General features: G+C 42.8%; 26 protein-coding genes. 20 read left to right on the forward strand and 6 right to left on the reverse strand.

Features of this window, described 5'->3' with window-relative positions:
• Positions 1-3 precede the first annotated feature (3 nt).
• The 3 genes from xylB (at position 4) to OCU30_RS14720 (ending at position 3,542) form a co-directional block, all read left to right on the forward strand.
• A complete protein-coding gene (xylB, locus tag OCU30_RS14710; RefSeq protein ID WP_077314307.1) occupies positions 4-1,470 on the forward strand; it encodes a xylulokinase in 1,467 nt (488 codons plus the stop codon).
• 95 nt (positions 1,471-1,565) lie between these two features.
• Positions 1,566-2,840 (forward strand): MFS transporter, encoded by a 1,275-nt coding sequence (locus tag OCU30_RS14715; protein WP_077314306.1) that lies wholly within the window; start codon positions 1,566-1,568, stop codon positions 2,838-2,840.
• Positions 2,841-2,897: 57 nt separating this feature from the next.
• The gene (locus OCU30_RS14720) at positions 2,898-3,542 is read left to right on the forward strand and encodes an HAD family hydrolase (RefSeq protein ID WP_077314305.1); all 645 of its coding nucleotides are present in this window, start codon (positions 2,898-2,900) and stop codon (positions 3,540-3,542) included.
• A 166-nt stretch (positions 3,543-3,708) separates the two neighbouring features.
• Here the strand turns inward: OCU30_RS14720 and OCU30_RS14725 are convergent, their stop codons facing one another.
• Both OCU30_RS14725 and OCU30_RS14730 read right to left on the reverse strand, forming a co-directional pair.
• On the reverse strand, positions 3,709-4,584 hold the full coding sequence (locus OCU30_RS14725; RefSeq protein ID WP_077314304.1) for a MalM family protein: 876 nt from the start codon (positions 4,582-4,584) through the stop codon (positions 3,709-3,711).
• A 67-nt stretch (positions 4,585-4,651) separates the two neighbouring features.
• A complete protein-coding gene (locus tag OCU30_RS14730; RefSeq protein ID WP_077314303.1) occupies positions 4,652-5,893 on the reverse strand; it encodes a carbohydrate porin in 1,242 nt (413 codons plus the stop codon).
• Between the two features lie 878 nt (positions 5,894-6,771).
• On the opposite strand from OCU30_RS14730, the gene OCU30_RS14735 reads away from it, so the two are divergent.
• The 12 genes from OCU30_RS14735 (at position 6,772) to OCU30_RS14790 (ending at position 15,689) form a co-directional block, all read left to right on the forward strand.
• Positions 6,772-7,059 carry a hypothetical protein gene (locus OCU30_RS14735; protein ID WP_139343482.1) on the forward strand — a complete coding sequence of 96 codons (288 nt, stop codon included), beginning with the start codon at positions 6,772-6,774 and terminating at the stop codon, positions 7,057-7,059.
• Between the two features lie 56 nt (positions 7,060-7,115).
• A complete protein-coding gene (locus tag OCU30_RS14740; protein WP_077314301.1) occupies positions 7,116-7,637 on the forward strand; it encodes a GNAT family N-acetyltransferase in 522 nt (173 codons plus the stop codon).
• 119 nt (positions 7,638-7,756) lie between these two features.
• Entirely contained in the window at positions 7,757-8,245 is a 489-nt protein-coding gene (locus OCU30_RS14745) for a GNAT family N-acetyltransferase (protein ID WP_077314300.1), read from the forward strand.
• 176 nt (positions 8,246-8,421) lie between these two features.
• Positions 8,422-8,628: a DUF6434 domain-containing protein gene (locus OCU30_RS14750; protein ID WP_077314299.1), complete on the forward strand. Its 207-nt coding sequence runs from the start codon at positions 8,422-8,424 to the stop codon at positions 8,626-8,628.
• A gap of 49 nt (positions 8,629-8,677) precedes the next feature.
• A complete protein-coding gene (locus OCU30_RS14755; protein WP_235861852.1) occupies positions 8,678-9,562 on the forward strand; it encodes a PhzF family phenazine biosynthesis protein in 885 nt (294 codons plus the stop codon).
• A 178-nt stretch (positions 9,563-9,740) separates the two neighbouring features.
• Positions 9,741-10,133 carry an SMU1112c/YaeR family gloxylase I-like metalloprotein gene (gene gloA2, locus OCU30_RS14760; RefSeq protein WP_077315074.1) on the forward strand — a complete coding sequence of 131 codons (393 nt, stop codon included), beginning with the start codon at positions 9,741-9,743 and terminating at the stop codon, positions 10,131-10,133.
• The gene (locus OCU30_RS14765; RefSeq protein WP_077314297.1) at positions 10,130-10,729 is read left to right on the forward strand and encodes a pentapeptide repeat-containing protein; all 600 of its coding nucleotides are present in this window, start codon (positions 10,130-10,132) and stop codon (positions 10,727-10,729) included. The genes gloA2 and OCU30_RS14765 overlap by 4 nt, the downstream gene beginning before the upstream one ends.
• A 201-nt stretch (positions 10,730-10,930) precedes the next feature.
• Positions 10,931-11,938 carry an ABC transporter substrate-binding protein gene (locus tag OCU30_RS14770; RefSeq protein WP_077314296.1) on the forward strand — a complete coding sequence of 336 codons (1,008 nt, stop codon included), beginning with the start codon at positions 10,931-10,933 and terminating at the stop codon, positions 11,936-11,938.
• A gap of 11 nt (positions 11,939-11,949) precedes the next feature.
• A complete protein-coding gene (locus OCU30_RS14775) occupies positions 11,950-12,963 on the forward strand; it encodes a FecCD family ABC transporter permease (protein WP_205408797.1) in 1,014 nt (337 codons plus the stop codon).
• Positions 12,956-14,014 carry a FecCD family ABC transporter permease gene (locus OCU30_RS14780; protein WP_077314295.1) on the forward strand — a complete coding sequence of 353 codons (1,059 nt, stop codon included), beginning with the start codon at positions 12,956-12,958 and terminating at the stop codon, positions 14,012-14,014. The genes OCU30_RS14775 and OCU30_RS14780 overlap by 8 nt, the downstream gene beginning before the upstream one ends.
• A gap of 27 nt (positions 14,015-14,041) precedes the next feature.
• Positions 14,042-14,893, forward strand: a complete 852-nt coding sequence (locus OCU30_RS14785; protein ID WP_205408796.1) for an ABC transporter ATP-binding protein — start codon at positions 14,042-14,044, stop codon at positions 14,891-14,893.
• Positions 14,886-15,689 (forward strand): IucA/IucC family C-terminal-domain containing protein, encoded by an 804-nt coding sequence (locus tag OCU30_RS14790; RefSeq protein ID WP_077314294.1) that lies wholly within the window; start codon positions 14,886-14,888, stop codon positions 15,687-15,689. Before OCU30_RS14785 ends, OCU30_RS14790 begins: the two co-directional genes overlap by 8 nt.
• A gap of 70 nt (positions 15,690-15,759) precedes the next feature.
• Here the strand turns inward: OCU30_RS14790 and OCU30_RS14795 are convergent, their stop codons facing one another.
• On the reverse strand, positions 15,760-17,859 hold the full coding sequence (locus OCU30_RS14795) for a TonB-dependent receptor (RefSeq protein WP_077314293.1): 2,100 nt from the start codon (positions 17,857-17,859) through the stop codon (positions 15,760-15,762).
• Positions 17,860-18,212: 353 nt separating this feature from the next.
• Between OCU30_RS14795 and OCU30_RS14800 the strand changes: the two genes are divergently transcribed.
• From OCU30_RS14800 to OCU30_RS14810, 3 genes are all read left to right on the forward strand, one after another.
• The gene (locus OCU30_RS14800; protein WP_077314292.1) at positions 18,213-18,965 is read left to right on the forward strand and encodes an SDR family oxidoreductase; all 753 of its coding nucleotides are present in this window, start codon (positions 18,213-18,215) and stop codon (positions 18,963-18,965) included.
• A 110-nt stretch (positions 18,966-19,075) separates the two neighbouring features.
• The gene (locus tag OCU30_RS14805) at positions 19,076-19,453 is read left to right on the forward strand and encodes a hypothetical protein (RefSeq protein ID WP_261821309.1); all 378 of its coding nucleotides are present in this window, start codon (positions 19,076-19,078) and stop codon (positions 19,451-19,453) included.
• A 275-nt stretch (positions 19,454-19,728) separates the two neighbouring features.
• The gene (locus OCU30_RS14810; RefSeq protein WP_077314290.1) at positions 19,729-20,343 is read left to right on the forward strand and encodes an outer membrane protein; all 615 of its coding nucleotides are present in this window, start codon (positions 19,729-19,731) and stop codon (positions 20,341-20,343) included.
• Between the two features lie 324 nt (positions 20,344-20,667).
• On the opposite strand, the gene OCU30_RS14815 is transcribed toward OCU30_RS14810, so the two are convergent.
• Entirely contained in the window at positions 20,668-21,825 is a 1,158-nt protein-coding gene (locus tag OCU30_RS14815) for a GGDEF domain-containing protein (protein WP_139343481.1), read from the reverse strand.
• Positions 21,826-22,482: 657 nt separating this feature from the next.
• Here OCU30_RS14815 and OCU30_RS14820 point away from each other — a divergent pair.
• Positions 22,483-23,079 (forward strand): nicotinamide mononucleotide transporter, encoded by a 597-nt coding sequence (locus OCU30_RS14820; protein ID WP_077314288.1) that lies wholly within the window; start codon positions 22,483-22,485, stop codon positions 23,077-23,079.
• A gap of 41 nt (positions 23,080-23,120) precedes the next feature.
• Here the strand turns inward: OCU30_RS14820 and OCU30_RS14825 are convergent, their stop codons facing one another.
• Positions 23,121-23,909, reverse strand: coding sequence for a lipase family protein (locus tag OCU30_RS14825; protein ID WP_077314287.1), 789 nt, complete (start codon positions 23,907-23,909; stop codon positions 23,121-23,123).
• A 115-nt stretch (positions 23,910-24,024) separates the two neighbouring features.
• Positions 24,025-24,660, reverse strand: coding sequence for a hypothetical protein (locus OCU30_RS14830; protein ID WP_077314286.1), 636 nt, complete (start codon positions 24,658-24,660; stop codon positions 24,025-24,027).
• A gap of 554 nt (positions 24,661-25,214) precedes the next feature.
• Here OCU30_RS14830 and OCU30_RS14835 point away from each other — a divergent pair.
• The gene (locus tag OCU30_RS14835) at positions 25,215-26,948 is read left to right on the forward strand and encodes a bifunctional metallophosphatase/5'-nucleotidase (protein ID WP_077314285.1); all 1,734 of its coding nucleotides are present in this window, start codon (positions 25,215-25,217) and stop codon (positions 26,946-26,948) included.
• The last annotated feature ends 12 nt before the right edge of the window (positions 26,949-26,960 follow it).

The raw sequence follows: 26,960 nt of genomic DNA on the forward strand, positions 1-26,960 counted from the left end.
AGCATGTATTTAGGAATTGATTTAGGCACGTCTGAAGTAAAAGCGTTAGTTATCGATGAATGCGGTCAAACCATAGCAACTCATAGTGTACCGTTAGTCATAGAGCGGCCATATCCCAACTGGGCAGAGCAACATCCACAAGATTGGTGGACAGCAACGAATAACTTGATAAGCGTGTTACGTGAAAAATGTGTACAGCATTGGTCAGCCATTAAGTCGATTGGAATTTCTGGGCAAATGCATGGTGCTGTACTACTTGACCAAGGTGACAATATTATTCGCCCGGCCATATTGTGGAATGATACGCGCAGTTATGCTGAGTGTAAGGAGCTAGAAGCGGCTGCCCCAAGTTTACATGAGATTGCGGGCAATTTGGCCATGCCGGGTTTGACTGCGCCGAAATTAATGTGGGTTCGTAAACATGAGCCAGATAACTTTTCACGTGTGAAGACGGTATTACTGCCTAAAGACTACCTGCGCCTTAAGATGACTGGGCGCAAAATTTCCGACATGTCTGATGCTGCGGGAACCTTATGGCTAGATGTGGCAAAACGTGATTGGTCAGATGATTTGCTAGATAAGTGTGATTTGACACGTTCACACATGCCAGAACTTATCGAAGGCTGTGACATATCGGCATCGTTATCTAAGGAAGTTGCACAAAACTGGGGACTGAATTCGTCAGTTGTCGTCGCAGGCGGTGGTGGTGATAATGCGGTCAGTGCGATAGGTATTGGAGCTGTAGAGCCTGGCGATGCCTTTATCTCGCTAGGGACGTCAGGGGTGTTATTTGTCGTCAATGATCAATATCGCCCAGCGCCTCAATCGGCAGTGCATACGTTTTGCCATGTTTTACCACACCGCTGGCATCAAATGAGCGTCATGCTGAGCGCAGCCAGTTGTTTGCAATGGTTTTGTCGTATCGTCGGGGTAACAGAGACAGAATTACTGTCAGAAATAGAAAATATTAGTGATGAAGATAGAGCGCATGCTCCGCTCTTTTTGCCGTACTTATCAGGTGAACGTACTCCTCACAATGATCCAATGGCAACCGGCACATTTTATCATTTAACCCATTCGACCCATCGCGCATTGCTTGGCTATGCGGTGCTTGAAGGTGTGAGTTTTGGTATTGCCGACGGCCTTCACGCGTTACAAAACAGTGGCACGCACATTAAGTCATGTTCCCTAGTTGGAGGCGGTGCACGCAGTCCGTATTGGGCTCAGCTTCTCGCCGATATTCTCACGCTACCTATTGTAACACATAAAGGCGGTGAAACTGGCGGTGCTCTTGGCGCAGCTCGATTAGCGTGTTTGGCAACGGGAACGTCTGTTGCTGATGTGTGCCATAAGCCTGAAGTTGACCATACCTATCAACCGGGTAAGAAAAGACACACGATGTTGCAACATCGCTACTCGCGTTTTAAAGCCTTATACCAACATGACGTAACATTACGCGCCTCACGCTAGCGTCGCGCTCTAATGTTAACAATATAACTATAACGACCATCGATAGTGCTTTATAAATAAGTGCGCAAACCTCTACCCTACGAAAAGAGATAACTATGGACAATACAAAAAAAGAATGGCTTGGACTGCCACTCAATTTACTATGGGGATACATTGCAATCGCCGTTTTTATGACGGGAGATGGCTTTGAATTAGCGTTTTTATCCCATTACATTACCGAACTTGGTTTTACGCCGGCTCAGTCTTCGTTCGCCTTTACGCTTTATGGATTAGCCGCGGCATTATCCGCCTGGGTATCCGGTGTGGTTGCGGAAATCATAACGCCGCAGAAAACCATGAAAATTGGATTTATTCTTTGGTGTGTTTTTCATGTGCTATTCCTAACTTTTGGGCTAACGCAATCTAACTATGCATTAATGTTAGTGTTTTATGGTATTCGGGGCCTTGCTTATCCGTTATTCCTGTATTCATTTATCGTGGTGATTGTTTATAACGTGCGTAGTGATGGCGTTAGTTCGGCGTTGGGTTGGTTCTGGACTGTTTATTCGATTGGTATTGGTGTTGCAGGAAGTTACATTCCAAGTTTGACCATTCCTTGGGTTGGTGAGTTGGGCACCTTATGGTTATCTTTAGTTTTTTGTGGAGCCGGGGGCTTAATCGCATGGGTGGCGTTACGCAGGGTCAATACACCAACACATATGCATACTTTGACCACTTCGCAGAAATTAAAGGAACTAAGTCGCGCCGTTACCTTACTGTATACCAATAAAAATGTTCTTTACTCTTGCATAGTTCGCATTGTGAATACGTTGTCGCTGTTTGGTTTCGCGGTCATCATGCCAATGATGTTTGTTGATGATTTAGGATTTACTACATCGGAATGGCTACAAGTGTGGACGGTCTTTTTTGCCACGACGATTTTTTCTAATGTATTTTGGGGGATAATGGGTGAAAAAATAGGCTGGATGAAAGTTGTACGCTGGTTTGGATGTATAGGAATGGCGCTGTCTACTTTAGCGTTTTACTATATTCCTCAACACTTTGGACATAACTTCTATATGGCTTTAATTCCGGCTATTGCATTAGGTATCTTTGTCGCGGCGTTTGTTCCGATTACCGCAATGCTGACCACACTTGAACCCAATCATAAAGGGGCTGCGATATCTGTCTATAACTTGTCGGCTGGATTATCAAATTTCGTGGCACCTGCTATCGCGGTGTTATTACTGCCTTATTTTGGCACGATAGGTGTAGTGGTTGCTTATACTGCTTTGTATCTTATCGCTTTTCTTATTACGTATTTCATTAAAGTTCAGCAGCCAGGTTTTGAGACCATCCCTGCTAACGTAGACGAAATTAGCACTACATAAATGACGCCAAGGTATGACTGAGGATAACGCATCATACCTTGTTTACTTGAGGTAAATATGAAACAAAAAGCGGTTATTTTTGATATGGATGGTGTGCTCATCGATTCAGAGCCTTTATGGCAAGAGGCACAAATCGATACCCTTAAGAGTTTTAATGTGCACATCACACGTCACGACTGTGAAGAATTGACCATGGGTAAGCGCTTGGACGATATAGCACAAACGTGGCTTAAGACGTATACGCTACCTGTCTCGGTCAACGTTCTCGCTGAGCGAATTCTAGGGATCTTATGTGATCGTATTGTCACCACTGGTAAAGCAATGACAGGGGTTAAGCAAGCGTTAGACTATTTTACCAAGCAAGAAATGAAGATTGCCTTGGCAACCTCTTCCCATCACTTAGTGATAAAAGCTGTATTCGATCGTTTAAAGTTGCATGATAAATTTAGTGTGGTGTGCAGCGCTGAAGATGAACAAAAAGGTAAGCCTGCGCCGGATGTGTACCTCACCGCGGCTTATCGTTTGCAATTGCCTGTTCACGAATGCGTGGTGATAGAGGACAGCTTAACGGGGCTAACAGCCGCCAAAACAGCGGATATGACGACGTATTTAGTCTCACCACAACATAAACACGCTAAGTTTAAGATGGCGGATTACCGCTATGCAAACTTACTCGATTTGATTGACGATATCGATACATAAAGAGCGGAATTGCGAGTGGTTACGAAAGCTTACTTGAGGCGTCGTCGCTTTCAGCCAAGCTAAACCCACAAGGACGCTTGTGGATTTAGTGTCAAATATACAGCACGAGCCATACCGTGCAGCTAATCGAGAGACAAGTATTAGAGCACGGTAGGTTAGTGGTGCATTACTTCGCTAATTGTTCAACCAGATAATCTTTCGCTTGAGTAAAGCCTTGCTGCGCAGCAAGATTGGCGATATGTGCAGCTTGCTTAACGTCTTGGTTTTCTAGTGCTGAATCGATTTTTTCACGATACAGCGCCCATTGATCTTTAGCTTGTGCTGCGGCTGCGTGCGTTAACGTTGGCTGTGCGTCTTCGCGATTTTTGGCACCTAACTCGGTTAATAGAGTTAATACTTCATTGCTATGCGAAGTACTGGTCGTAATATCGACAACACCAACAGGTTGGAATGTCGCGGTAAGAGGAAGCTGCTTATTACCGATCACATGTTGTGATTCTGCATATACTTTTTCTTGAGATTTACGGGGCAGTTCTTTGTCTAGTATGGCCGGGTCAGCCGTAATAATGACATACTTCGCTCCTTTAAGTTGTGGGTTGATGGTGATCACTTGTTCAACACGCTCTAAACCACGCATACCGGTTGTATGATAAGTAAAGTCTTTGGCTGAATAATCGGAGATAAGCTGCCAAGATTGATCGTAAATCAAAACATTTGCTGCAAATAGAGCACTGTTATTGACATAAGAACGAACTAGTAATGAGAAAGGGGCATCGGATGTAATATGGTAACTCATCACGGGCAGTGGTTGTGAAGGTGCTGTTTCTGAGGGATATAACACCGTGCTGCTCAACGTGGGTAAATCGGCATCCATCACCACTTGCTGGTGGAATGGAACCGATAGGGCGGTAACTGGTAATGCTGACAATGTTGAGCAACATGACGTTTGGTTTAAGTCGGTATTTAAAGGTTGATCGGGTAATTCACTGCATGCGGTTAAAAGCAATGTCATTAGCAGTGTTGTAAGCGGAAAGCGTTTCATCTGCATTATCCTTTGTGGGGAAGCTAACGCTCCCCCGATTGTCTTCAAAAAGTGTGACTGGGTGAGTTTACCACCACGTTTCAACGTTAAAGCCGAAAGTCACTTCGTCAACGTTGTCTGTACTCATACCTTGTGCATGACCATAGACTTCGCCACCACGGTTCCATTCATCAGTTTTCTCTGAATACGTCGCGAATAAACGAATAGACGGACGAGCCCAGACGCCTTTGCCGGCTTGGAACATTTGCGCCAAGGTGACTTTGAACATATCGTTAGTGCCCGCACCATTTTGTGCCTCTACCGATTCATAGCCCACTTCAACGGCAGTCGCGATGAACTCGGTCCAGCTATATTGAGGACGAGCCCCAACGCTAAACCACTTCTCACCTTCTCGATTATCGAGGTTATTGTCTTGATAGGCGATGGAGTACATGACCTGAAAATCTTCACTCACGTTCAGATCGCCAGAGTTGAAGATACGCCAACTCTCACCATCGTGCTCAACACCGGTACTGTATTTGCGGTTCGAGCCGCCTTCAGCACTCATTAATCCACCCGCAAGCGCGTCGGTACCATATTGGAAAGCTAAAGTGTTTGAACCGTATTTCCACGCCTGCCGATAAAGTGTAGAAAGCATCGTACCAGAGGTGGTTATATCACTTTCCTCGTAACTAGAGTTTTGAGTAAAAACGTAGTTCAAACCAACCGTAAGATCTGCACTGTCACTGAGTTCGATGTCACTTAAACGAGCATCAATGTTATGCAGGCTACGACCATCAGCACTAGAGTCTGGCGCCATCCATGCAATATGCCCTTTAGCAAAGCCAAGATCCCAGTTTTCAATACCAATCCCGGTGCTGGATGTATCCCAGTATTTAATATCGATCATATGAACTTCATGGCGGCGGTAAAAACGCTCACCAGCCCACACTGAGGCTTCATCTTGGCCTTCAAATATGCCATGCCCCGCAGACCACATTTGTATTGTGCTCACATCGCCCCAGCTTTCACCGCTACCGATGTAAAGTGTAGTATCAAAGTAGGCATTATTTTGTTGCCATATATCGGCCTTGACGCCTGCTTCCCACCAGTTCAGCTCGTTGCCCAAACGATAATTACCATAGCCTTGTCCCGCTCGAATGACGTCATTACGCTCGCCTTTACCGTCGTTATGGTCGTCGTTATCGGTATAAATATTGCCCCATTTAGCGTAGCCAAAATAGGTGACGTTCTCCACAGCAGCAGTACTCATAAGCGGTGCTAACGCGAGGGCAGCGCCTAGTACACTGGCAAGCTTCTTTTGTTTCATGAAGTTTCTCCATTTGATTTTATCAATTTATTGTTATTGGTTTGAGTGCGAACTCGCGGCGCAGTGTAATTAACTATGGAAACGTTTTCATGACGAAGTTGGCATTTTTGCCGTTATAAGCGCTTTATTGCTAAGTTGTGTGATTATTGTCTCTAATTTGGCGTTTTTTGGCGATGATGTGCGAGTGTTTTCATGCTACGCGTATGGTGGCGGGAGTTAATGTTGATTCGGTTATGAAAAATTGCCAATAAGAGAGAGAAATAAGTTATTAAATTTATTGTTTTTATTGGATTGTTAGGTAAGAAATTATAATGACTTAACTAAGAAACGAAAATCACAACAGTGTGAAAAACCGTTAGATAGCACATCAGTATACTGTTACGTATTCAATCAAGGTTTGTGAATCAAACATAGCATCGTGTTGATTTTCGCTGTAGTGCTGTAACTTAATCGAAAATAATACAATATAAAGATAAGGAATACATAAAGGATGTTTATGATTTCTGTAAACGTTTTCATTTAGTGGGCACATGAAACACATTCTCATTTAGAGGTGAATCGTTAACTTTAAAACGATGGTTAATTCAATGTATTCGCGATAAAAGCCTTAATTCTGGAGTGGGGGGGTGAGCGGTTTTTGATATAATTAGTGCTCGTAGTTGGTGTATTAATCTGGATTTTTCCTGACAAGCTTTAATGCGAATAGGTATCTGCATGAAAATCGTTATTGTATTGTTACTTGTTACGTTGTCGGCTTGTTCTAGTGTCGTTACACAAAACGAGAGGTTTACAAGGTTTGTAAATCAAGATTATGTGCTGACTCAAGAGAGTATGCTTTATAAAGGTGACTGTGGGTGGGTGGGTGGGTGGGTGATTTTATGTTAGCCGCGGCCAGCCAACACAGTGTTTGCCTCGGTACCAAAGTAAAAGAATATCCGATAGGTACGGTTATTCATGTGGTAAAAATTATCGATCAATTTGGCGGGTCTCAGGGGCGTTGCTGGCGTGTACAAATCTCAATAAGTGGTCAAGCGTATTCTTCTATTGATATTCCCGCTTGCCATTTATGGCATCCGCAAAGCTGGATCACCTCGAGTAGTCCCTACACAATAGCGGTACTCGATTTTAAACCGAAGTTTGCTGTGCAAAAAGCTCCCAATCCGTGATTGTACTTTGCTTATTCGCTATTATGGGCTATTACCTTACAAGGAGAAATTAATACATGGAATTTATCTCTAACCGTCTGATAATGAGCAAAATATCATTAATCCACCAGTCATTGTTTCACACCTTACATACAGATCCCACTGTTATCTCTCTGTGTTTTGATGAACCCACCCTTGCCGAAATTAATGCAAAATTTGAATCTCGTTTAAAACCTTGGGACCCAACTTCTAGTGATTGGCTGTGCCTGGTTGTTACACATCAATGTACAGGCGAGTATGTTGGGATTACGGGGTTCTGCCTTAAAGATAATATCGCGGAAGTTGGGTTTATGTTTTTACCTCAATATCAAGGTTTCGGCTATGCGACTGAATCACTGATGGCATTGCTCGAGTATTCAAAACAGCATTTAGGAATTAACCATTACAGCGCCGTGGTTACTGAGGGAAATGTAAATTCAGAGCGGGTATTAGTGAAAAGTGGTTTTACGTTGACACAAATAGTGCCCGACGCTTATGAAATTGGTGGTAAACAGTATTGTGATCACATTTATCACCTAAATAACACGATTTCATTATAAATATTTGATGGTATGAACATGATAACCCTGATTTTTTAGAAAAATACGGCGGATAATACGTTCAGACACTATTAATCCCTAAATGGTGATGTTGAGAATGTACAAAAAGAGATGAAGCAATGATTTCAATTGAACAGTACACAAATCAAAGGAAAGATGAGGTTAATTTACTGTGTGTTAAGCCGGAACAAACCGCGTTTACGATAGGCAATGTGGGTGAGTTTATTTCTGCGTTACTCCCTCATGAACATCCTTATTTAATTATTCGTAACGGTAGCGTAGTAGGCTTCTTCTTATTGGATTTGTTATATACAGAAACTTATGGTTTTAGCGAGGAAAAAGTATTAGGAATCAGATCCCTACTTATCGATCAGCGTTTTCAAAGACAAGGCATCGCCAACCAAGCTATTCGCTTATTACCGTCCTACGTCGTAACTCATTATCCAAATTTTACTATGCTGCAATTAACGGTGAATTGCCGTAACAAAGCGGCTTACGAGTGCTATCGACAATGTGGGTTTGAGGCGTTAGAAGAATTATATCGAGGCGGCCCAGCTGGTCCGCAGTACATAATGCAGCGCAACGTCGCCGAGTCAATGCGTTGGTAGGCTAGGGGCATTGACGTTAAGGAATCTAAAATGAAGAGCACTTATTTATTTGATTGGGGAATACTATCGGATATTTTATCGTTACAAGTGGTATGTAGGTAATATCATCATCTTAATTTTAAACTTTTTCGGTTCGTTAGTGACAGCAGTGTCGGAATAAAAAGGGAGACAGTATAATGGAACAAGTTGATTGGCATAAAAATCATATTGATGACGATACCGTTATCACTGATAGTTATAAAACAACGCAAAATGTGCGCCGATACTTTAAGTCCAAGTTCGGTGAACAATTCAAATTCGACCGTAATTTTATGCAATGGATGAAAGACGCGACGGGTAAAACAATGGCAGAGGCTTGTCAAGAATGGTCTAACCGTCAGTAAGTAAATAATCGAATCTTTAGGCAAAATGAATAATAAAATGAGAAAGCAAATGAATGTTAGTTTGGTAAACGCTTTTGTGGCGAATGGCACGGGTGGTAATCCGGCTGGCGTTGTTTTACATGCGGACGAGCTCACCGATACGCAAAAATTACACATGGCGCAAGTTGTCGGGTTTTCGGAGACGGCGTTTGTGTCTCAAGGAGAGGACGCTGATTTTAACGTGTCGTTTTTCACACCAACCGGTGAGGTGGATTTTTGTGGGCACGCCACGTTAGCAACTTTTTCTCTTTTGTATCAAAAAGGCGTAATAGAGGCTGGGGACTATACGCAAAAAACCAAAGCAGGAGTGTTGGGCGTTCGTATTGAACCAAATGGTTATGTTGTAATGAATCAGCGGCTTCCTGAATTTATTCAAACGTTTGATTACGCGGCGGTCGCTGAGTTGTTGGGGATGGAAACAGAGTACTTGTCAACGACCCACTTACCGATTGAGGCGGTCTCGACGGGATTAGCCGATGTCATAGTGCCCGTACCCGCAGGATCACTTGATCAGCTGAATATCGATCAAGAGCGACTTTATCAATTTTCTCAAGAGCATAATGTGGTTGGTATCCATGCATTTGAACTTAATAGTCAGGGCAGTCAAATTACGGCCAGTTGTCGTAACTTTGCTCCGTTATTTGGCATTCCAGAAGAGTCCGCAACGGGGAGTGCAAGTGGCGCGCTTGCAAGTTATTTAACCAAATACCATGTGGTTGAAACGGGTATAGAATTGCACGAATCACGCACTCATCATTTTGTGTTTGAACAAGGTAGAGCCATGAACTGTTGCTCTCAACTGACGGCAAGTGTGGAGTTGCAGAGCGGCGTCATCACCAGTGTGATGGTCGGTGGTATAGCGCAAGAATTTGGTCAAAAAACGGTACCTATATAAAGCTAGTTGCATAAATTTATTGATATCTATTACGATACTGTTTTTATATACAGTATCGTAATTAATTACTAATCACGACAAGCAAGCCATTCACAAGCATGATTATGACAATAACTACGGTTTTTTGCGCATAGTGGTGTTGTGAGTTGAATTATACGTCTATAAGGAGAAGATAATGATGTTAGACAGTATTCACCATGTCGCGATTATTTGCTCGGATTATCCAACATCCAAAGCCTTTTATACCGACGTGCTTGGTCTTTCGGTAATGGCAGAAACCTATCGCGAACAGCGAGATTCTTATAAACTGGATTTGGCACTGCCGGATGGCAGTCAAATTGAATTGTTTTCTTTTCCTAACCCGCCCAAACGTGTTAATAACCCCGAAGCTCAGGGGTTACGTCATTTGGCCTTTGCCGTGCAGTGCGTAAAGAGCGCCGCTACAGAGTTACAATGTCACGGCATTGAGGTTGAAGATATTCGCGTGGATGAACTGACAGGCAAACGTTATACCTTTTTTAAGGATCCCGATGGATTACCGTTAGAGTTATATGAGCAAGGCATACAATGACAACCCTAGAAAATAATCATCAATATTTTGATCTTCATATAAAAAATAAGGTTATTACCCAAGCTCAATACTGTGATATCGCGTTTGAAGAGTGTCAATTTACCGATTGTGATTTTTCCAACACGGTGTTTACACATTGCAAATTTATTAACTGTTCGTTTGAGCGCTGTAACCTAAGTTTGGTGGATCTTTCACACTCGACGCTCTCTGGGATTGAGTTTTGTGACAGTAAGTTAATGGGTATTGATTGGACCAAAGCGCGTTGGCCAATGTATCATCTCGACTTCGAGCTACGTTTTATACGGTGTATTCTCAACGATGCGTCGTTTTTTGGCTTAACACTGCATGAATTGGTTTTTGATGAATGTAAGTTACACGATGTGGATTTTCGTGAAGGAGATTATGCTCATTCAACGATCACGTACTGCGATTGTCGGCATAGCTTATTTATGAGGACTAATTTGCAAGGCGTTGATTTTACCGATTCAACCGAATATTTCATTGATGTTCTAGAAAATAATATTAAACACGCCAAGTTCTCTCGCTATGAAGCACTTAGCCTGTTAGAAGGGCTTGGCATTGAGTTAGTCGATTAACTTAGCGTAACCGCACACCCCATCTACTAGCAATGAAAGCAACAATCATCATAAATGCGATGAATATATCAACGGCATCATGGTGATACAAAATGGATGTCGGCTCACAAACCGAGGCGCATTGTTTAAAAACAATTGCGCATGAGAGTTATTCTCAATATCATGCCTAGCGATAAATAGTTTAGGTATGAGGCTTTATAGATGCGTGTTCGCGATGTTTGTTCCTTTCACACGATACGATTACTCGTCTTGAGTGTGTTTTTGCTCATCTTTCTGATGAGTTTTTCACTCTATGCTCAACCCTCATCACCACAGTTATCCCAACCGCGTAATGTAATGCATGCCATGGGAACGACTCAAATAACCGCAAAAAAGCCGCGTATCGTGACCTTGTTTCAAGGCGCAACGGATTCAGCGGTTGCCTTGGGGATTCGCCCTGTCGGTGTGGTTGATTCATGGAGTGAAAAACCCACCTACCAGTATTTACGCTCTGCACTGAAAGGTGTCGCCCACGTCGGGTTAGAAACGCAGCCCAATTTAGAAGCAATTGCAGCGCTACATCCCGATCTCATTATTGGTACAAAAGTTCGCCATGAAAAAATTTATGCCCAGCTGTCGAAAATCGCGCCGACGGTGTATACCGACAATGTGTATGACTTCAAACAGACCCTGCAACTTACTGCGCAAGCGACAGGACGTGTGGCAGAAGGTAAGCAAGTGTGGCAACGTTGGCAGCAGCGTGTTACACAGTTTCGTCAACAATTAAAGCAGACACTACCCAAATGGCCGATGACAGCGTCTATCATCGATGTGCGAGCAGATCACCTGCGCTTGTATCTGGATCACAGTTTCCCAGGAACGGTATTAACGTCGATTGGCTTTCAATTGCCTAAAGTATCGAGTGCCGCGGGGTGGGGTATCAAGCTCAAATCAAAAGAATCGTTGCCAACGGTGAATGCAGATGTGTTTTTTGTTATTTTGCATGCTGATACCCCGGCGGTGGAACAAAATTATCAGCAATGGACCCACCATCCACTGTGGAAAATGCTGACGGCTCCTAAGAATGATCAAGTTTCAATAGTCAATCGCACGGATTGGTTATTTTCCGGAGGGATCTTAGGTGCTAACCGTATGTTAGATGAACTGGCTGATTTTTATCAGGTTAAGCCTTCTCGGCTTCGGTCTTCTAAGACTAGCTCTCACCAATAATTGACGTATTTATGATGTTATCAATCCCTCAGGTTCGTCACCCGCTCATACTGGTGCTGTTTTCTACGTTATTGCTTATTTTTGCATGTTTTGCCAGTTTGGCGTTTGGACAATACTCTATTCCTCTCACACATGTCTGGAAGGGGCTGTGGTCAACGGATTCTAACTCCATTGAGCACGTTATTCTTACCACCACGCGTTTATCACGCTGCGTGGTCGCGTGCGCGGTCGGTTCTGGCTTAGCGGTTGCTGGCGTATTAATGCAATCATTGACGCGTAACCCGTTAGCATCGCCGGCGGTGTTTGGCGTCAATGGTGGCGCGGTCTTTTTCATTGTGTTATTTACCGAGTTTTTTGGTGTCGGCTCTATCAGTGATACGATTTGGATAGCGTTTGCTGGAGCTGCGGTTGCCGGCATGCTGGTCTATGGGTTAGGAAGCATGGGGCGCGATGGTTTGTCTCCGGTACGGGTGATTCTTGCTGGTGCTGCTATTTCGGCGTTGTTCATGTCGTTTACACAAGGGTTATTAGTCATTGGACAAGAAGGCATCGACAGTGTGTTATTTTGGGTGGCAGGCTCAGTCTCGGGTCGAGAATTAACCACGGTATTACCAGTGATTCCTTATATTGTGGTCGCTATTTTTGTTGCTGTTTGTCTCTCTTCCCATATTAATATCTTGTTATCGGGCGATGATATTGCCATCGGACTTGGTCAAAATACCGCGCTGTTAAAAGTCGCGCTGAGCGTATTGATTATTACGCTGGCGGGCGCTTGTGTGTCGATTGCCGGAAGCATCGGATTTATTGGGCTAATTGTGCCGCACATGGTTAGAGCATTGGTCGGTAATAATCATAAGTGGTTATTAATACTAAGTGCAATCTGGGGAGCAGTGATACTCTTGCTGGCTGATATTGCAAGTCGGCTAGTATTAGCACCACAAGAAATCCCCATTGGTGCGATGACGGCACTATTTGGTGCTCCTTTATTTATCTATCTAGCCCGTAAAGGGAGTGCCCATGAATAAACCGCCTATCAAGCGTACTTTTTTGCATAAACAATGGAATATACGTACCCGTTGGTGCTCGTTTTGTTTAACGCCTCGCCTTGTTGGTGTCCTGATGTTGGCTGTGCTCGTTACGCTTGTTGTGATGGGATTGAGTTTGTCGTTTGGTACTCAGCATATTGGTATCCGCCAAGTTGCGTCATCTCTGGCTTATCCTGATGACCGCGATTCTTTTGTGGTTCAAACACTGCGTTTACCTAGGATGCTACTAGCAGCCATGGTGGGAGCCGCTTTAGGTGGTTCGGGACTTGTATTGCAATCGATGATCCGCAATCCTTTGGCTTCGCCTGATATTATTGGTATTACCAGCGGCGCTTCTGCGGCAGCGGTCGGGTTTCTCGCATTTTTTCAATCATTATTGGGACTGGCTTGGTTACCTGTTTTTGCTATTGCCGGAGCATTGCTCGCGAGTCTTTTGATTTATCTATTGGCGTGGCGCAATGGGGTGACGCCCATGCGATTAGTTCTGGTCGGGATCGGTGTGTCGGCCGTCATGGGGGCGGTAGTCACGTTATTAATCGCGACCAGCTCGGAGTCAACCAGTTTAACCGCGTATATTTGGTTAACGGGCAGTGTCTATGGTGCCAATTGGCGTGATGTACAAAGCTTACTGCCATGGGTTGTAGTGAGCTTTGCTTTATCTGTTTTTTTTTCAAGGCGAATCAATGCTTTGGAATTAGGTGATCACACTGCGGTAGGACTTGGTGTACCTTTGCAATGGACACGTGTGTCGATGTTGATATTGAGCGTTGTTATGGCGGCGCCTGCGATCGCTTATGCGGGCGCGATCAGTTTTGTGGGGTTAATCGCGCCACATATTGCAAGGCGTTTTGTGGATAGAAACTTCACGGTATTGCTGCCATTAACGGCAGCAATTGGTGCATGCTTAGTCATGTTGGCCGATATAGGTGGTCGGCTATTATTTCAGCCACTGGATATTCCGGCGGGCGTGTTTGTATCCGCAATAGGTGCACCATTTTTTATTTATTTATTGTACCGACAGCGTTTTTGATATGAAGAATATAATAGGAATTCCATTATGAGTGCCCATACCGATGGTGAGGTATTGCCTATCTCTCCTTTACGTACCCATAATTTGTCACTTGGGTATAGTAAAACGACGATCATCAAGGATTTTACTGTCGAAATTTTACCTAATCAAATCACTGTATTGGTAGGAGGTAATGGTTGTGGTAAATCAACGCTTTTAAAATCATTAGCCCGATTATTAACGCCACTCTCTGGCGATATCTTGCTCAATGGTGATAACATCCATCAACAATCGAGCAAAGAAGTGGCTCGCCGGCTGGCTATTTTACCGCAAGGGCCGGTCGCGCCAGAAGGACTCACGGTTGAGCAGCTTGTCCGGCAGGGGCGGTATCCTCATCAAAATTGGCTACAAAATTGGCGTGCGGAAGATGAGCGCTTAGTCAAAAAAGCCTTAGTAGATACCAATATGTTAGATTTTGCACAGCGTACGGTAGATTCACTGTCTGGCGGTCAGCGACAGCGCGCCTGGATTGCTATGGCGCTTGCGCAAGACACCGAGATTCTATTACTTGATGAACCCACCACGTATCTCGATCTCACTCATCAGATTGAAATATTAGATCTTTTATTCGATCTTAACCAAAAACATCACACTACGATTTTGATGGTATTGCATGATCTTAATTTAGCGTGTCGTTATGCTCATCAAATGATTGCGTTAAAAAATGGCACCATTCATTGCCAAGGTAAGCCTGAAGAGATTCTTAATCATGAAATGGTGCAAACCGTGTTTGGTATGCAGTGTTATATTGGCCAAGATCCTTTATTTGGCACGCCAATGTGCATACCTTATGGTAAAGGACGCCAGCTTAAGCATGATGTAGGTAGAGAGCATGACTGAGGGGCATGCTCAAGCACAGGTCAGTTTGCTCGATAGCGAATGGCAACGTTTGGGAGAGTTTGGTCTTGTGGACTGTAGCCAATTGTCACCATACTCTATCGATACGGAGCAGCTACTGGATGATGAGTGCTGTTTAGAGATATTAACGCGTATCCAACCCCAACTTGGCGCAACGGATTTAAAAGTTACCGCCTCACTGGTTATCAAACGCATCGCTTTTCTTACATTAGCTCCCTTGCTCAGTGGGATGGCTTGGTACGATAAAGCCTTGGATATGCGTATTGAGAATTGTGTGTTTGAATATCCGTTAATCGAGCGCCTGTGGCAATCACGTATGCCTCTGAAACATTGCTCGGTTCACCCGCTTGGCGCGCACACGCACAGAGTAAGCTGGCGAGAAGCGATGCTCACTCACGTATTTAAAGGGCATTTATCGTTATTAGTCGAGCAATTTCATCGCTTAACGCGCGTTCCCAAAGCGGTATTGTGGGAAAATATTGCCGTGCGTATTTTTAGTATTTACGAAAGACGTATTTTACCTATCTTAGCTAAACATAATGGGGCGGATGTGGCTCAAGCGGATTTTGCGTATTTAATTGATTCCGATACAACTGGGATCTTTGGTGTAGGTCATAATCCTATCACGCGTTACTACTATGCGATCCCGATAAGTGAAACAGGGCCAACCGCGACCCGTGTAAGGCGAACTTGTTGTTATTATTATAAAGCGACGCAGCCGGCTCAGTATTGCGGTACGTGCCCTCTACTGGGGAAGAAGCCGAGTTGTCGAAGCTAGTGAATAAGTAAAAAGGCCATCCAAATGTTTTATTCGAATGGCCTTTTACATTCTTGGTGTATTAAGTGGGTTAGAACGTTAACCCATAACCCAATGTGACAGTACGTCCACGACCTTTGAAGTAAAAATCATCATTTTTATAAGCGCTTTGCGAGTAATACGTAAAGTAATCCTCGTTCAATAAATTGGCGACAGAGAACTTCAACTGGCCAACCGGCAATTGATACTGCATTGATGCATCAACTAAGGTGTAGCCATCAAATTCTAACTCTTCATCATCAAATGAGCGGTCAAAGTTATGATTGGCTTGGAGCATTGTGGAAAATTTGTCATTCCATTGCGCTGTCCATGCAATACGTAAACGGTTTGGTGGGATATTCGCACCAGTGAGTTTGGTATCAACATCACCATCACCATCGGTATCAGATTCCCCTTCAATATAAGAATAGCTAGTTTCTAATTGATGGATTGAATTTAGTTGATAACTCAATGAGGTTTCTATTCCTTTGATTTCCTTACGTTCGCGTTTAACAGTATACAAACCATCATTTTCCACGATACGGCTGCCAAGCTTAGAGTTGGATTCGTAATAACTGATTTCAAAATGAATATTATCATTATTAAAGCGCAAACCACCTTCATAGTTATCGGTGACGATAGGCGAGAGATCGATCAGGCTGTTCACTGTTTGTCCGCTTTGACTGACCCCACGTAATACTCGGCCGACATCGGGCATTCCAAACCCTTGCGAATAGTTAGCAAAGACACTGACTTGAGGCGTAAGTTTGAATACTGCACCAGCATTAAACACTGTTTTATCAAAGGTTGGTGAGCCACCACCGACGGACACACCGTTTCGCGCTGCCACGGTTTGGTAATCAGGGATATCGAGTTTAGCATGTTCATAACGCGCACCAGACTGCAATACCAAGCGTTCAAATGGTTTGTATTCCAGTTGTACGAACGGTGCATAATTGTAGTATGTGGTTTCTGGCACATAAGTGCGATCCGTTAAGATCAATTTTTGGCTGGTGGTATCTTTGAGTAAATCGAGCCCTCCAGTGACTTTGAGTGGCTGTTCAAACAGATCTTGTTTTGATAGCGTGACTTTCGCCCCTATTTTATCTGATTCATTTTGCGATTGATCATAAATGGTTTCTGAAGTGGATGGGTCTTGGAAACTTGACGATGTCGTCGCACCGTAACGCCCTTTAAAGCGTTGATAAAACGTTTGAGCTTTTAACGTCATACCTGATAAGTCGGTATCCGTATAAAGTAAGTTATAGGTTTCGACTTTATTAAAGGGAGCTTTCCCTTCCGGGCGCTGTTTGATTGAAGAGGTGGCGATCCCATTGGCGCGATCACCCGCTACGCCAGTGTAATTCATATCTCCTTTTAGTTGGTAGCGGTTGTAGGAGAACTGCAAATTTTGACTATCGCTAAACCAATATCCTAACTTCATAAAGCCATCATAGCTTTTTGAATCCATAATATCGCCACGTACGGTTGCCGCACCGATAGCGTCGCCGTCGCTATCTTGATAAATACCTTGTGCATCGCCTGTAATCGCAAACAGATAATCCCAATTATCTTTGGAGCCTTTGGCATTATAACTGGCGCGATACGAGGGAGAATCTGAATTAAGATGATTGGTTGGCATTGTCATTTGCACATTTACGTGCTGTTTTAGAGGCTCACTTGTATCATTGGATTGCGTAATAAAGTTAATAATTGCCCCAGTCGCCCCCATACCATGAATGGCTGTAGCACCATGAATGACTTCAATGCGTTCAACCATGGATAAGTCGATAGTATGTGCAGAGCGACTTCCTTCGCGAAGTGGATTGGATTGCGGGACGCCATCAATCATATAAAGTACGGTACGACCACGGAAGGTTTGGCTACTATTATTGAGCTTTTGAGTATTCGGCGAGTAAGCGGGTAGCAGATTTGATAATACTTGAGAACTATCAGAACTAATGGCTAACTGTTGCTGAATTTGTTTATGGTTGATTACGGTAACGACTTGTGAAGAGTCTTGCCGAGTGGTATTCATTCGACTTGACTCAACGACATACGTATCCATTGGAACATCTTCCGCAATAGCATACAGCGGAGATAGGGTGAAAATAGTAAGTGGGACAATCAGTTTGTTTTTATATAGCGGCATATCAAGAGCCTTTTGGGGTCATTATTATAAGAAGGCTTATAGTAATGAAAACCGTTATCATTTGCATTGGTGTGATTGTGAAAAAATGCAACTTTGTGAACTAAATACGCAACATGCACATTTATGATAGGTCGAGACCTTCATCGTTGCCTTCTCAATAGACGTCGATAATCTTGTGTTTTTTATGAAGGTGTGCTTCTCTAATCTACTTTACTTTGTCGTATTGGTATCCATGGATGGCGCGCCAGGCATCTAACGAATTGAAATTTATGTCTTGATACAAATAGCAGCTCAACGCAGACGCCAGAATAATTTATCAATCGTCAATTTAACTAAAGATATTAAGGGTTATTATGAATAAGAATAATGTGGTTTTGATTACTGGGGCCGGGCGTGGTATTGGTGCAGCATGTGCACGACTATTTGCCGAAAAAGGTTACGCGGTATGCATTAATTACAAATCCAATATCAATGCTGCGTCTGCTTTGGCTGATGAGATCATTTCCCTTGGCGGACAATGTATTACCGTTCAAGCGGATGTCTCTGACGAAAAAGAGGTTTCGCGCCTGTTTTCTACTATAGATAATGAGCTCGGTAATCTATCAGTTTTGATTAATAATGCCGGGATTCTTCGCCCACAGTCACGCCTAGAAGATATGAGTGCAGAAAGAATTAATACACTTTTGACAACCAATGTCACTAGTTACTTTCTTTGTTGTAAACAAGCAATTAAACGTATGTCGTATCGACATTTTGGGCAAGGTGGCACGATTGTCAATGTCTCTTCTGGCGCAGCACGTACAGGCTCACCGAACGAATATATTGATTATGCAGCATCGAAAGGAGCCATTGATACGTTAACGAAAGGACTCTCGCTTGAAGTGGCAGCGGAAGGTATCCGTGTTAACTGTGTCCGCCCTGGATTAATTCATACTGATATGCATGCCGATGGTGGTGAACCTGAGCGCATTAGTCGGTTACAGAGTAAAATACCGTTACAAAGAGGCGGTACACCTGAAGAAGTAGCTGAAGCGATTTATTGGCTGGCCAGTGAGAAGTCATCGTTTTCGACAGGTAATTTTCTCGATCTCTCCGGTGGTTTATAATCCATAGGTAGAGTGGGGGTAAAGCGAGATAGTGGCGATGAAATAAATTGTGACGCGGTCACTTATCAACACCACGGACCGCATAGAGTTCAATGTGTGTTTAGGATATAATGTTTTGTTTCAAAGGGATCTCCATGATGGAAATGCTCATTATTTCATCTGAACAGCAAATGCGTTTAATTATGTTGTTTAGTCGTAATCTAGCCAAGCAATCAGATAAAGCATTAATTAAAGATTTAGGTGCTCATCCTGTTACTTCTAGTGCTTATCCGGCATTTAAAGCCGCCACTGATCTGCGTGTCGAGCGTATTACTCTTCCCGTGGGAGATGATAAAAATGCGGCTTTAGAAGGAGGTGATTTTTTATATCGTTACTTGGCGAAAGGTTACATTTGTTTGGGTGAACACAAAGGTGATCCTAAACCTAACCTTGCAGCATGGGGCGTACGCTCTATTCGCAAGTTACCGAAAGTTGGCTTTGGATTATAAGCCGTTACTACTCGTACCGCCTGTCACTCATTTTTAGCCTGAAAAACGATCCTGATGGATCGTTTTTTTTCGGTGATTCAATGTATGGGCGCATTGTTCTAAAGAGTCAGTTCTTTATCATTATTTATTTGCTATTGATTACAACTATTCTCATTTTTAATAAATATGATGATTGCTCATACTAAATATTAAAATAGTTTAACTTATTGATAATAATCTTGTTCTATTAATATATTTGTATGATACATTATCGTTTTTACATGGAATTGACATAGATGAAAGGTTCAAAAGCATTATTTGCAGCGGCGGCTCTCTTTTCTAGTACAACTTGTTACGCTCAAGCAGATAACTTCGTTAGACAGACTGGTGACCAATTTTATATTGGTGCCGATTTAGCGTTTTCCAACACTGTCGAGCTTGATGTTGATGGTAGCTCTGGTGATGATCATAGCGACATGGGCTATAACATTGTTGCCGGGTATGAATTCAATACTCATGATGTAGTAAAGACTAGCATTGAAGCGGAATATAGAAAGTTCGGTGACGCGGACTATTCAGATTCTGGAGATTACCTACACTTAGATTCACATGCGTACTTTATTAATTTTAAAGCGCACCTATTTGTGCTTGATGATTTCGGAAACTTTTATCTTGCGCCTATGATTGGTATTGGGCAGATGTCGATAGACAGTAAAAGCTCGATGCCGCAACTGAATGTCGATAAAGATCGCTTTGCTTATCAGGTTGGGGCGGAGCTTGGCATACGTTTTCGTAAAAACTTTGATGTGCATTTAGGTTATCGTTCAATGTATAGTCAATTCACCGTTAATGATTCTGACGTTGATATCAATATGCGTGATATTTATGCTGGTGTGCGCTATTTCTTTTGATATAGGGCGCAAGATAGCACTATAGAAAGTCAGTCGTAAGTTTCTTTATGTCGTATTTATAGTGATAGTAAGTTTGAGCACGGGGTCAGTGTATATGCATGTCGTCTCATTATCTTATGAGTGTGAAATAATTTAATGAGGCGTATTTTTGCGCACTCATTATTTTGAGTAAAACACGATGATAAGGTTATTGTTGTCGTGTTTTAATCAGAGCATGGAGTATATTCCTTGCAAACTTGCGCAAGCGAGATATTAATGACTGCTTACGCAGACTTTATTCGCTTGGCTATCTAAAAGTAGGCGGCTGGTGGTTAATATTCAGATCTAATTCAATTCTTCCCAGCCGATCACACAGTTACGTCCGGCATGCTTGGCTCGATAGAGCGATAGATCGGCTTCTTTTATTGTTGCTTTTAGTTCATTATTCGCCGTTAAGATACTGTAGCCAATACTGATTGTGAGTTTCATTTCTTCATTATCTGCTTGGATCATGATTTGGGCAACCTTGGCTCTTAATGCCTCTAAATAAGTTGTAGGATTGATTCTTATTGGAATATAAAGAATAAATTCTTCGCCGCCGTAGCGCCCAAATAGCATATCCGAATGTAGAGACTCAGTAATAGTTTCCGCCAATTTTTGAATGGCGTCATCGCCAATATCATGCCCAAACTTATCATTCATTAATTTGAACAAATCGATATCGATTAATGCGATATAACCATGCGCATGACGACTCAGCATCAGTTGTTTAATTTGCTCATAAAAATAGCGGCGATTATGGATGCCAGTCAGTTCGTCATGTATCGAACGTTGGTAGTGCATACGCACTTGGTCGAACATAAAAAGTGACAGTAAGGCACCTAAGGCAATGAATAACACCATATTCTGACTCATCATCACTGTGGTAACGAACATATACGGGTAATTTTGACTTAAAGTAATCATCGTGATGAGCGGTAGTGCAATGATGACGATCATTGCTAACAAGGTGAAAATAATAATATTTTCACCAGTATTATTTTTGGAATACGACTTTAAACCAATCGATAATGTATAGACTAAGATCGTGACATTATTAATGTATGCCAGTATGACCCGAAATAGAAGGCTATCTTGGTTATAAACAAATAACATTACTTGAGATAATGAAAATAGACACATATGCGCAAATATGAATAGTATTTTTTGTCGTGTGATAGCATGTTTATACCAAGCCTGAACTCCGAGACTCAGGAAATAGAAAATCAACAGATAAATCGCATTAGATAATGCGATAGAGTAAATAGGGTCGACCCAATTACGCATCAATAAAAGCAAGTGAGCCGTACCAATAGATAAGAAAAATAGTAAGAAGCAGCGTGCGGCGACTTTTTTGTTATTTTCTAATTTACGACTGACACCGTACATATATAGGCAACCAACCGCAGAAAATGCGTAACAACAAATAATATTGGAGAGAAATACAAGGTTGGTGTAGTCCACAAAATAAATCCACTATGTCACTTTAAGCCAGTATCGATGTCAGTCATAATAGTAACATGATTGAGAATTGTCGCATTATTGCGACCGACCTGACTATTGTTAATTAAATATTACATGACGCTCAAACGACAACATAAAAAATTAATCAGTCATATCCGTCTATTTAAACGCGCAAAAATGCTTTTCAGCTACATACAGATGCTCAATAAACCAGCTATTAGGCATTAATTTTCGCATAATACCTGAATATAATAGGTAAGTCACTGTCACTTTTATATCTATCAGTTCGGTAATCGGTTTTTTTTATACATTAATATAAAAACCATAGGTTTATCGTCTACTTTTTTTAATCATCATATCGATGATATTTAGCGAAGTTAACCCTTATTATTACTTTTGGAAAAAACTATAAGTAAGCTAAAGGTGATACATTAATCACTGTCGCAGCCTATTACAGAGCAAGCCTTAAGCAACTGGTTTGCTAATGTACGGGTGTATGAAGGAACAGACGATAAGCAAGCTTTTGCGTGCAGCAACAGTGGCTTTACGTTATCGTACTCAGAGGATACGGTATTGGAGCAATATTTCTGAATCTTAATGGTTTAGCTATTTTTTTTAGTCAGTTATGTCTTTTAATTACAGGTATGGAGTGAATACATGGATGTGTTCTTGCAAGTATGGGGTGGCCTTTTTTACCTTGCCAACAAAGGGCTGTTTTCGGTTGCTGAGACACAGCATTCGACTCAACGACAACGTCGACTGAAAATTATCGGGTGGCTTGTGTACATCCTAGGCGTTCCGCCATGGGTTATTATTTTAGTAGGACATGATAACTGGATTGCAGCCTCGATTGAAGCTGGAGGAATTCCGGCGATGGTGTTTGGTTTATATGTTTTAGTCAAGCAAGAGGCGCTGAACCCGCTTTTCGATAAACTCACGTCTCTAATCACCTATTGTTTTATCCTGTTTGGTGTCAGCTATAGTTTTTATGAATATGGCGGTATTACGTCAGTGACTCAATGGTTAGAAATGGGCGTTATGGTTGGTTTTCTGTTAGGTGGGTATTTATTGGCTAAAGGACATATTGGCGGATGGTTGTGTTTTGCCGTTATGAATCTCTCTATGGGCAGTTTGATGTTGCTCCAGGGCAAGCCGATTTTAGCGATACAGCAAGGGGTATCACTGTGTTTTGTGCTCTTTGGGTTACTCACGATGTATCGCAATCAAAAGGCTCATACGGTTACTGATACATAAAGCAAAGGTACGCTAGATAAGCGCTTTGTGGGGCGCGTTGTTCAACGTTTATCAAAAAAATCTTTATTGCGGATATAGCGACTCATCAGATGATAAGAGAAAGGACGAAATAGCCACGATAATATGGTTCGACCTAAGCGTATCACAGCAGGGGTATTATGATAGATTTTACCGTTGTGGAGCCATAGTAGACGTCCGACGTGCCAATAGTAACCAGGCAGCATGGGCAAAAAGGTTACGATATCAAGATCACAGCAAATTCGGTAAGTTTTATGGTGTAAGCGGTATCGCCGATGCATTTTCCATCCGCCGATGGCAGGCTGACCAAAAGTGACGACACGTTTAATGGTTTTTGGATAACGGATGTCTATTATATCTGCCAGTACACAGCCAATCGCGCCTCCAGAAGAATGACCAGTTACCGTGATACGTTTTCCTTCTTTAATGCGAGGAGCGAGGTAGCGCATCACTTGTTCAAAGACTGAAACGTTTGACGTAGTGCCGCCCCCTTTGGGTTGGCTAGGTTGCGTCAGTAAATGACAAAATCCCGCATGAATGGGGTAAGGCACGGGGAGCGTTGAGTGACGCACTTTATGGATGGCAAAATTCCATAGCCAATCGCTGATGGAGTGAGAACCTTTAATGATGACAATAACTTCTTCATCTCTTTGGCTCCAGACTATCCGGATCATAATTTTGCCATGCTGGTTATAGACGATTTGTTGTCCTTTCGGATCAAAGCCATAACGAGTGTGTTTAAATACCCTCGGATAAGCAAGCTGACATAGTACGGCATAACGCTCATATTGATAGCGCTTTAAACGTTTCAAAATAGATGCCTGACACTCGTTCTCATACTTGGAGTGTGTCAGGGGCGGATGACGTTACTATGACGTCCAGGTTAAACGACAACTGGTTGTGCAGGTTTTGGTGTATGGCGTGGTATCAATCCCACTGAAGCACTGCGTAAAGCTGAATATATTTACGAACTAACTGTTGGTTACGAGAACGCTTTAGAGGATGTCCGTATTTTAAATAGCATGGGCGTATATGAAACATCGTATCCAACGTTTGCGTCATTTGCGATTCGCTTTCATACAATGTGATGCCTTGGGTTTTATATTCGTCCAGTTCATCGGGTAGTTGTCCGGTCCACCAATGGAGTAACTCACGGCTATTGTGGCTGCGACTGATCCAATGATCGGTCAGGATCAGCAATAAATCATTGGGTTGTAAACCATACCCATATTCTTCTTTCCATACGGCAATTTCACGCATAAGTTTATTACGGCATGCAACGCTCGCACTTGCCATATGATGAGTGATAATCCATACGGTACCAATGTCACTGCTTACTCGATAATGATGAGGTTGATCGTGTCGATTGGCTGATTCAATCGCATCGAAGTGACAACTATGCCCAAACTCTACCAATGTACGCGCTAAACGGCGAGAAAATGCCATGCCTAGATGATGATTACTCATACCTTGATTGTGTATTGAAGGGTAATGTTTTTCACAGAGTTTCAAACAATCAACTTGAAACTCGTTAACACTTTGCGTAACGATATCCAACAACAAAGCAGACGACTCCTTGTACACTTAATAGTGATAGATGATTTCATAGAACGATAGACGATGATTTAGATGCCACAACATGTGTGACGACTATAAGCGTAGCTGATAAGTGGCGCAATTTTTTAATAAAAAATAAGTAGACGATATCACGTATATCATTCACTTACCTGAATGTTGCCTACAGATTGCTTCGCGCCCGACCAAACGATCCTTATGATCAATCGAAATAAATTTAATACGTTCGGGGATTGACGAGAAATCGGCTGCGATTAAACGATATCGACATAAACGTCGCGCTTTCGGCTGGCAGTAACATAGTGGATAGTTAATACGCAGTTGCAAACAATAAGCATGAAGAGAAAAGCGCATGTTTCATACTAATTGCATAACAAATCAGCGATTTACAGTCCTAACTACAGGTGAAAATACGCCAAATAAACAGAAAAGGCGTTAGCGCTACAAAGTCGTACCAATATTCGATATGCTATTGCGGTCTTATTTGGCGGTTCACTGGAGAGTGTTCATTGTGCCGCATAGAAAAAGGAGCGTCTCTCTACATGTCTGAACACAGCCACGTCACGTCCATTACACTGGCTCATATTAATGATACCCATTCTTATTTTGAGCCAACGTCGCTACAGTTACATTTAACGTTACAAAAAGAGAAGCTATCACCGTATGTAAGCGCTGGTGGTTTTGCACGTATTGCAACGCGTGTTGCTGAGTTACGAGAGCGCGCACTACAGCGAGATCAAGATTTTGTCTTTCTTCACGCCGGGGACAGCTTTCAAGGCACGTTATATTTTTCGCTGTTTAAAGGTCGTGCTAATGCGGAATTACTTAATGCATTGAACATCGATGCAATGGCGTTAGGCAATCATGAACTCGATATGGGGAATGAACCTGTCGCTGAATTTGCCCACGCAATTAATTTTCCATTATTAGCCGGTAACTGGGATCTTTGTGATGAAGATAAAGACAAACCCGTCAAGTTAAAAGAAAACAAAAACGTTTATAGCTATCAACGTGATACTCAATGTGCGCGCTGGATTGTAAAAGGGAGCATTGGGCACCCTGTGGCTATATTTGGGATTTCTCTTGATAAAATGTCTGACATAGCCAATCCAGATGATGACACGCCGTTTATTAATGCGATTGAGGTAGCTCGTAATACGGTTGCGGCTATCAAAGCGAGTGGTGTTCACTCAATTATAGTGCTGAGCCACTTAGGTTACCGTCAAGATCTACAGCTTGCCGAAGAGGTTGATGGGATCGGCGTGATTGTCGGCGGGCATAGTCATGTGTTACAGGGTGACTTTAGTGATTTAGGTCTCGAGAAAAATGACGATTATGGATACAAAGTTGGTGATACGTATGTGGTGCAGTCTGGGTGCCATGCATTAGCGTTAGGCCACTGCCAAATTGATTTTGCTACCGATGGGAGAGTGGTTAGCTTGCAAGGACAAAATGAAATTCTTGTTGGCCGCCGCGTCTTCATGGATGCAAGTTTAGGATCTGAGTATGACACTCGACGTTATGATGAATCCAGAGCTATTTTGGCTCAGCACCCTTACGTGGTGACATGCCCGAAACACCCAACGATTCAGACTATTTTACACGATAACTATTTACCGCAAGTACGGGAGCGTCAAAAGCAGGTTGTCGCGCAATTGGACTCTCCGTTGCGGCATGTACGTGTTCCTGATCAACACGGACCAAGTGAGCTCGGGCCATTGGTAGCCCAAGGGTTTTATGAAAGTATGTTGGCCGACGGCTACCCGGTGGATTTTGCTTTACATAATGCTGGGGGGATTCGAGCATCAATACCGGCAGGGCCACTGACGGTGGCAGATATTGTTGGCAATATATTGCCCTTTGTTATTCCGCTCGCCGTTTATAAAATTACCGGCGCTATTTTAGCGCAGGTACTAGAAGGGGCGATTAATAACGCACTCAACAACGGTGTCGATGGAACAGGTACGGGCAGTTATCCTTATTTGTATAACTGCCGGTTTGACTATCAAGAGAATGCACCGCTCGGCGAACGGATTCAACAATTAGAGATATATCGTTATGGCGAGTGGCAGGCGGCTGATCCTAATGAAATATATTGCGGAGTCTCATCGAGTTATACAGTTAAGGGCAAAGAAGGGTATGACGCATTTTTATGCATGACTCAACCTGCTGTCCATAGCTCACAATCGATGGCCGATACGTTTTTAAGCTTTATGAGCCGGTACTCTAATCGTGATAGTAATGCCGTAGCAGTTCCGAGTAGCCAGTCCAATTAAGTCGTTAACGTC

This window comes from Vibrio palustris, assembly GCF_024346995.1.
GTDB lineage: Bacteria > Pseudomonadota > Gammaproteobacteria > Enterobacterales > Vibrionaceae > Vibrio > Vibrio palustris.

Bases quoted from the DNA above. Each gene is read 5' to 3' on its own strand.
- xylB (WP_077314307.1), top strand. From the start codon at position 4: ATGTATTTAGGAATTGATTTAGGCACGTCTGAAGTAAAAGCGTTAGTT.
- OCU30_RS14715 (WP_077314306.1), top strand. From the start codon at position 1,566: ATGGACAATACAAAAAAAGAATGGCTTGGACTGCCACTCAATTTACTA.
- OCU30_RS14720 (WP_077314305.1), top strand. From the start codon at position 2,898: ATGAAACAAAAAGCGGTTATTTTTGATATGGATGGTGTGCTCATCGAT.
- OCU30_RS14725 (WP_077314304.1), bottom strand. From the start codon at position 4,584: ATGAAACGCTTTCCGCTTACAACACTGCTAATGACATTGCTTTTAACC.
- OCU30_RS14730 (WP_077314303.1), bottom strand. From the start codon at position 5,893: ATGAAACAAAAGAAGCTTGCCAGTGTACTAGGCGCTGCCCTCGCGTTA.
- OCU30_RS14735 (WP_139343482.1), top strand. From the start codon at position 6,772: ATGTTAGCCGCGGCCAGCCAACACAGTGTTTGCCTCGGTACCAAAGTA.
- OCU30_RS14740 (WP_077314301.1), top strand. From the start codon at position 7,116: ATGGAATTTATCTCTAACCGTCTGATAATGAGCAAAATATCATTAATC.
- OCU30_RS14745 (WP_077314300.1), top strand. From the start codon at position 7,757: ATGATTTCAATTGAACAGTACACAAATCAAAGGAAAGATGAGGTTAAT.
- OCU30_RS14750 (WP_077314299.1), top strand. From the start codon at position 8,422: ATGGAACAAGTTGATTGGCATAAAAATCATATTGATGACGATACCGTT.
- OCU30_RS14755 (WP_235861852.1), top strand. From the start codon at position 8,678: ATGAATGTTAGTTTGGTAAACGCTTTTGTGGCGAATGGCACGGGTGGT.
- gloA2 (WP_077315074.1), top strand. From the start codon at position 9,741: ATGTTAGACAGTATTCACCATGTCGCGATTATTTGCTCGGATTATCCA.
- OCU30_RS14765 (WP_077314297.1), top strand. From the start codon at position 10,130: ATGACAACCCTAGAAAATAATCATCAATATTTTGATCTTCATATAAAA.
- OCU30_RS14770 (WP_077314296.1), top strand. From the start codon at position 10,931: ATGCGTGTTCGCGATGTTTGTTCCTTTCACACGATACGATTACTCGTC.
- OCU30_RS14775 (WP_205408797.1), top strand. From the start codon at position 11,950: ATGATGTTATCAATCCCTCAGGTTCGTCACCCGCTCATACTGGTGCTG.
- OCU30_RS14780 (WP_077314295.1), top strand. From the start codon at position 12,956: ATGAATAAACCGCCTATCAAGCGTACTTTTTTGCATAAACAATGGAAT.
- OCU30_RS14785 (WP_205408796.1), top strand. From the start codon at position 14,042: ATGAGTGCCCATACCGATGGTGAGGTATTGCCTATCTCTCCTTTACGT.
- OCU30_RS14790 (WP_077314294.1), top strand. From the start codon at position 14,886: ATGACTGAGGGGCATGCTCAAGCACAGGTCAGTTTGCTCGATAGCGAA.
- OCU30_RS14795 (WP_077314293.1), bottom strand. From the start codon at position 17,859: ATGCCGCTATATAAAAACAAACTGATTGTCCCACTTACTATTTTCACC.
- OCU30_RS14800 (WP_077314292.1), top strand. From the start codon at position 18,213: ATGAATAAGAATAATGTGGTTTTGATTACTGGGGCCGGGCGTGGTATT.
- OCU30_RS14805 (WP_261821309.1), top strand. From the start codon at position 19,076: ATGTTTTGTTTCAAAGGGATCTCCATGATGGAAATGCTCATTATTTCA.
- OCU30_RS14810 (WP_077314290.1), top strand. From the start codon at position 19,729: ATGAAAGGTTCAAAAGCATTATTTGCAGCGGCGGCTCTCTTTTCTAGT.
- OCU30_RS14820 (WP_077314288.1), top strand. From the start codon at position 22,483: ATGGATGTGTTCTTGCAAGTATGGGGTGGCCTTTTTTACCTTGCCAAC.
- OCU30_RS14835 (WP_077314285.1), top strand. From the start codon at position 25,215: ATGTCTGAACACAGCCACGTCACGTCCATTACACTGGCTCATATTAAT.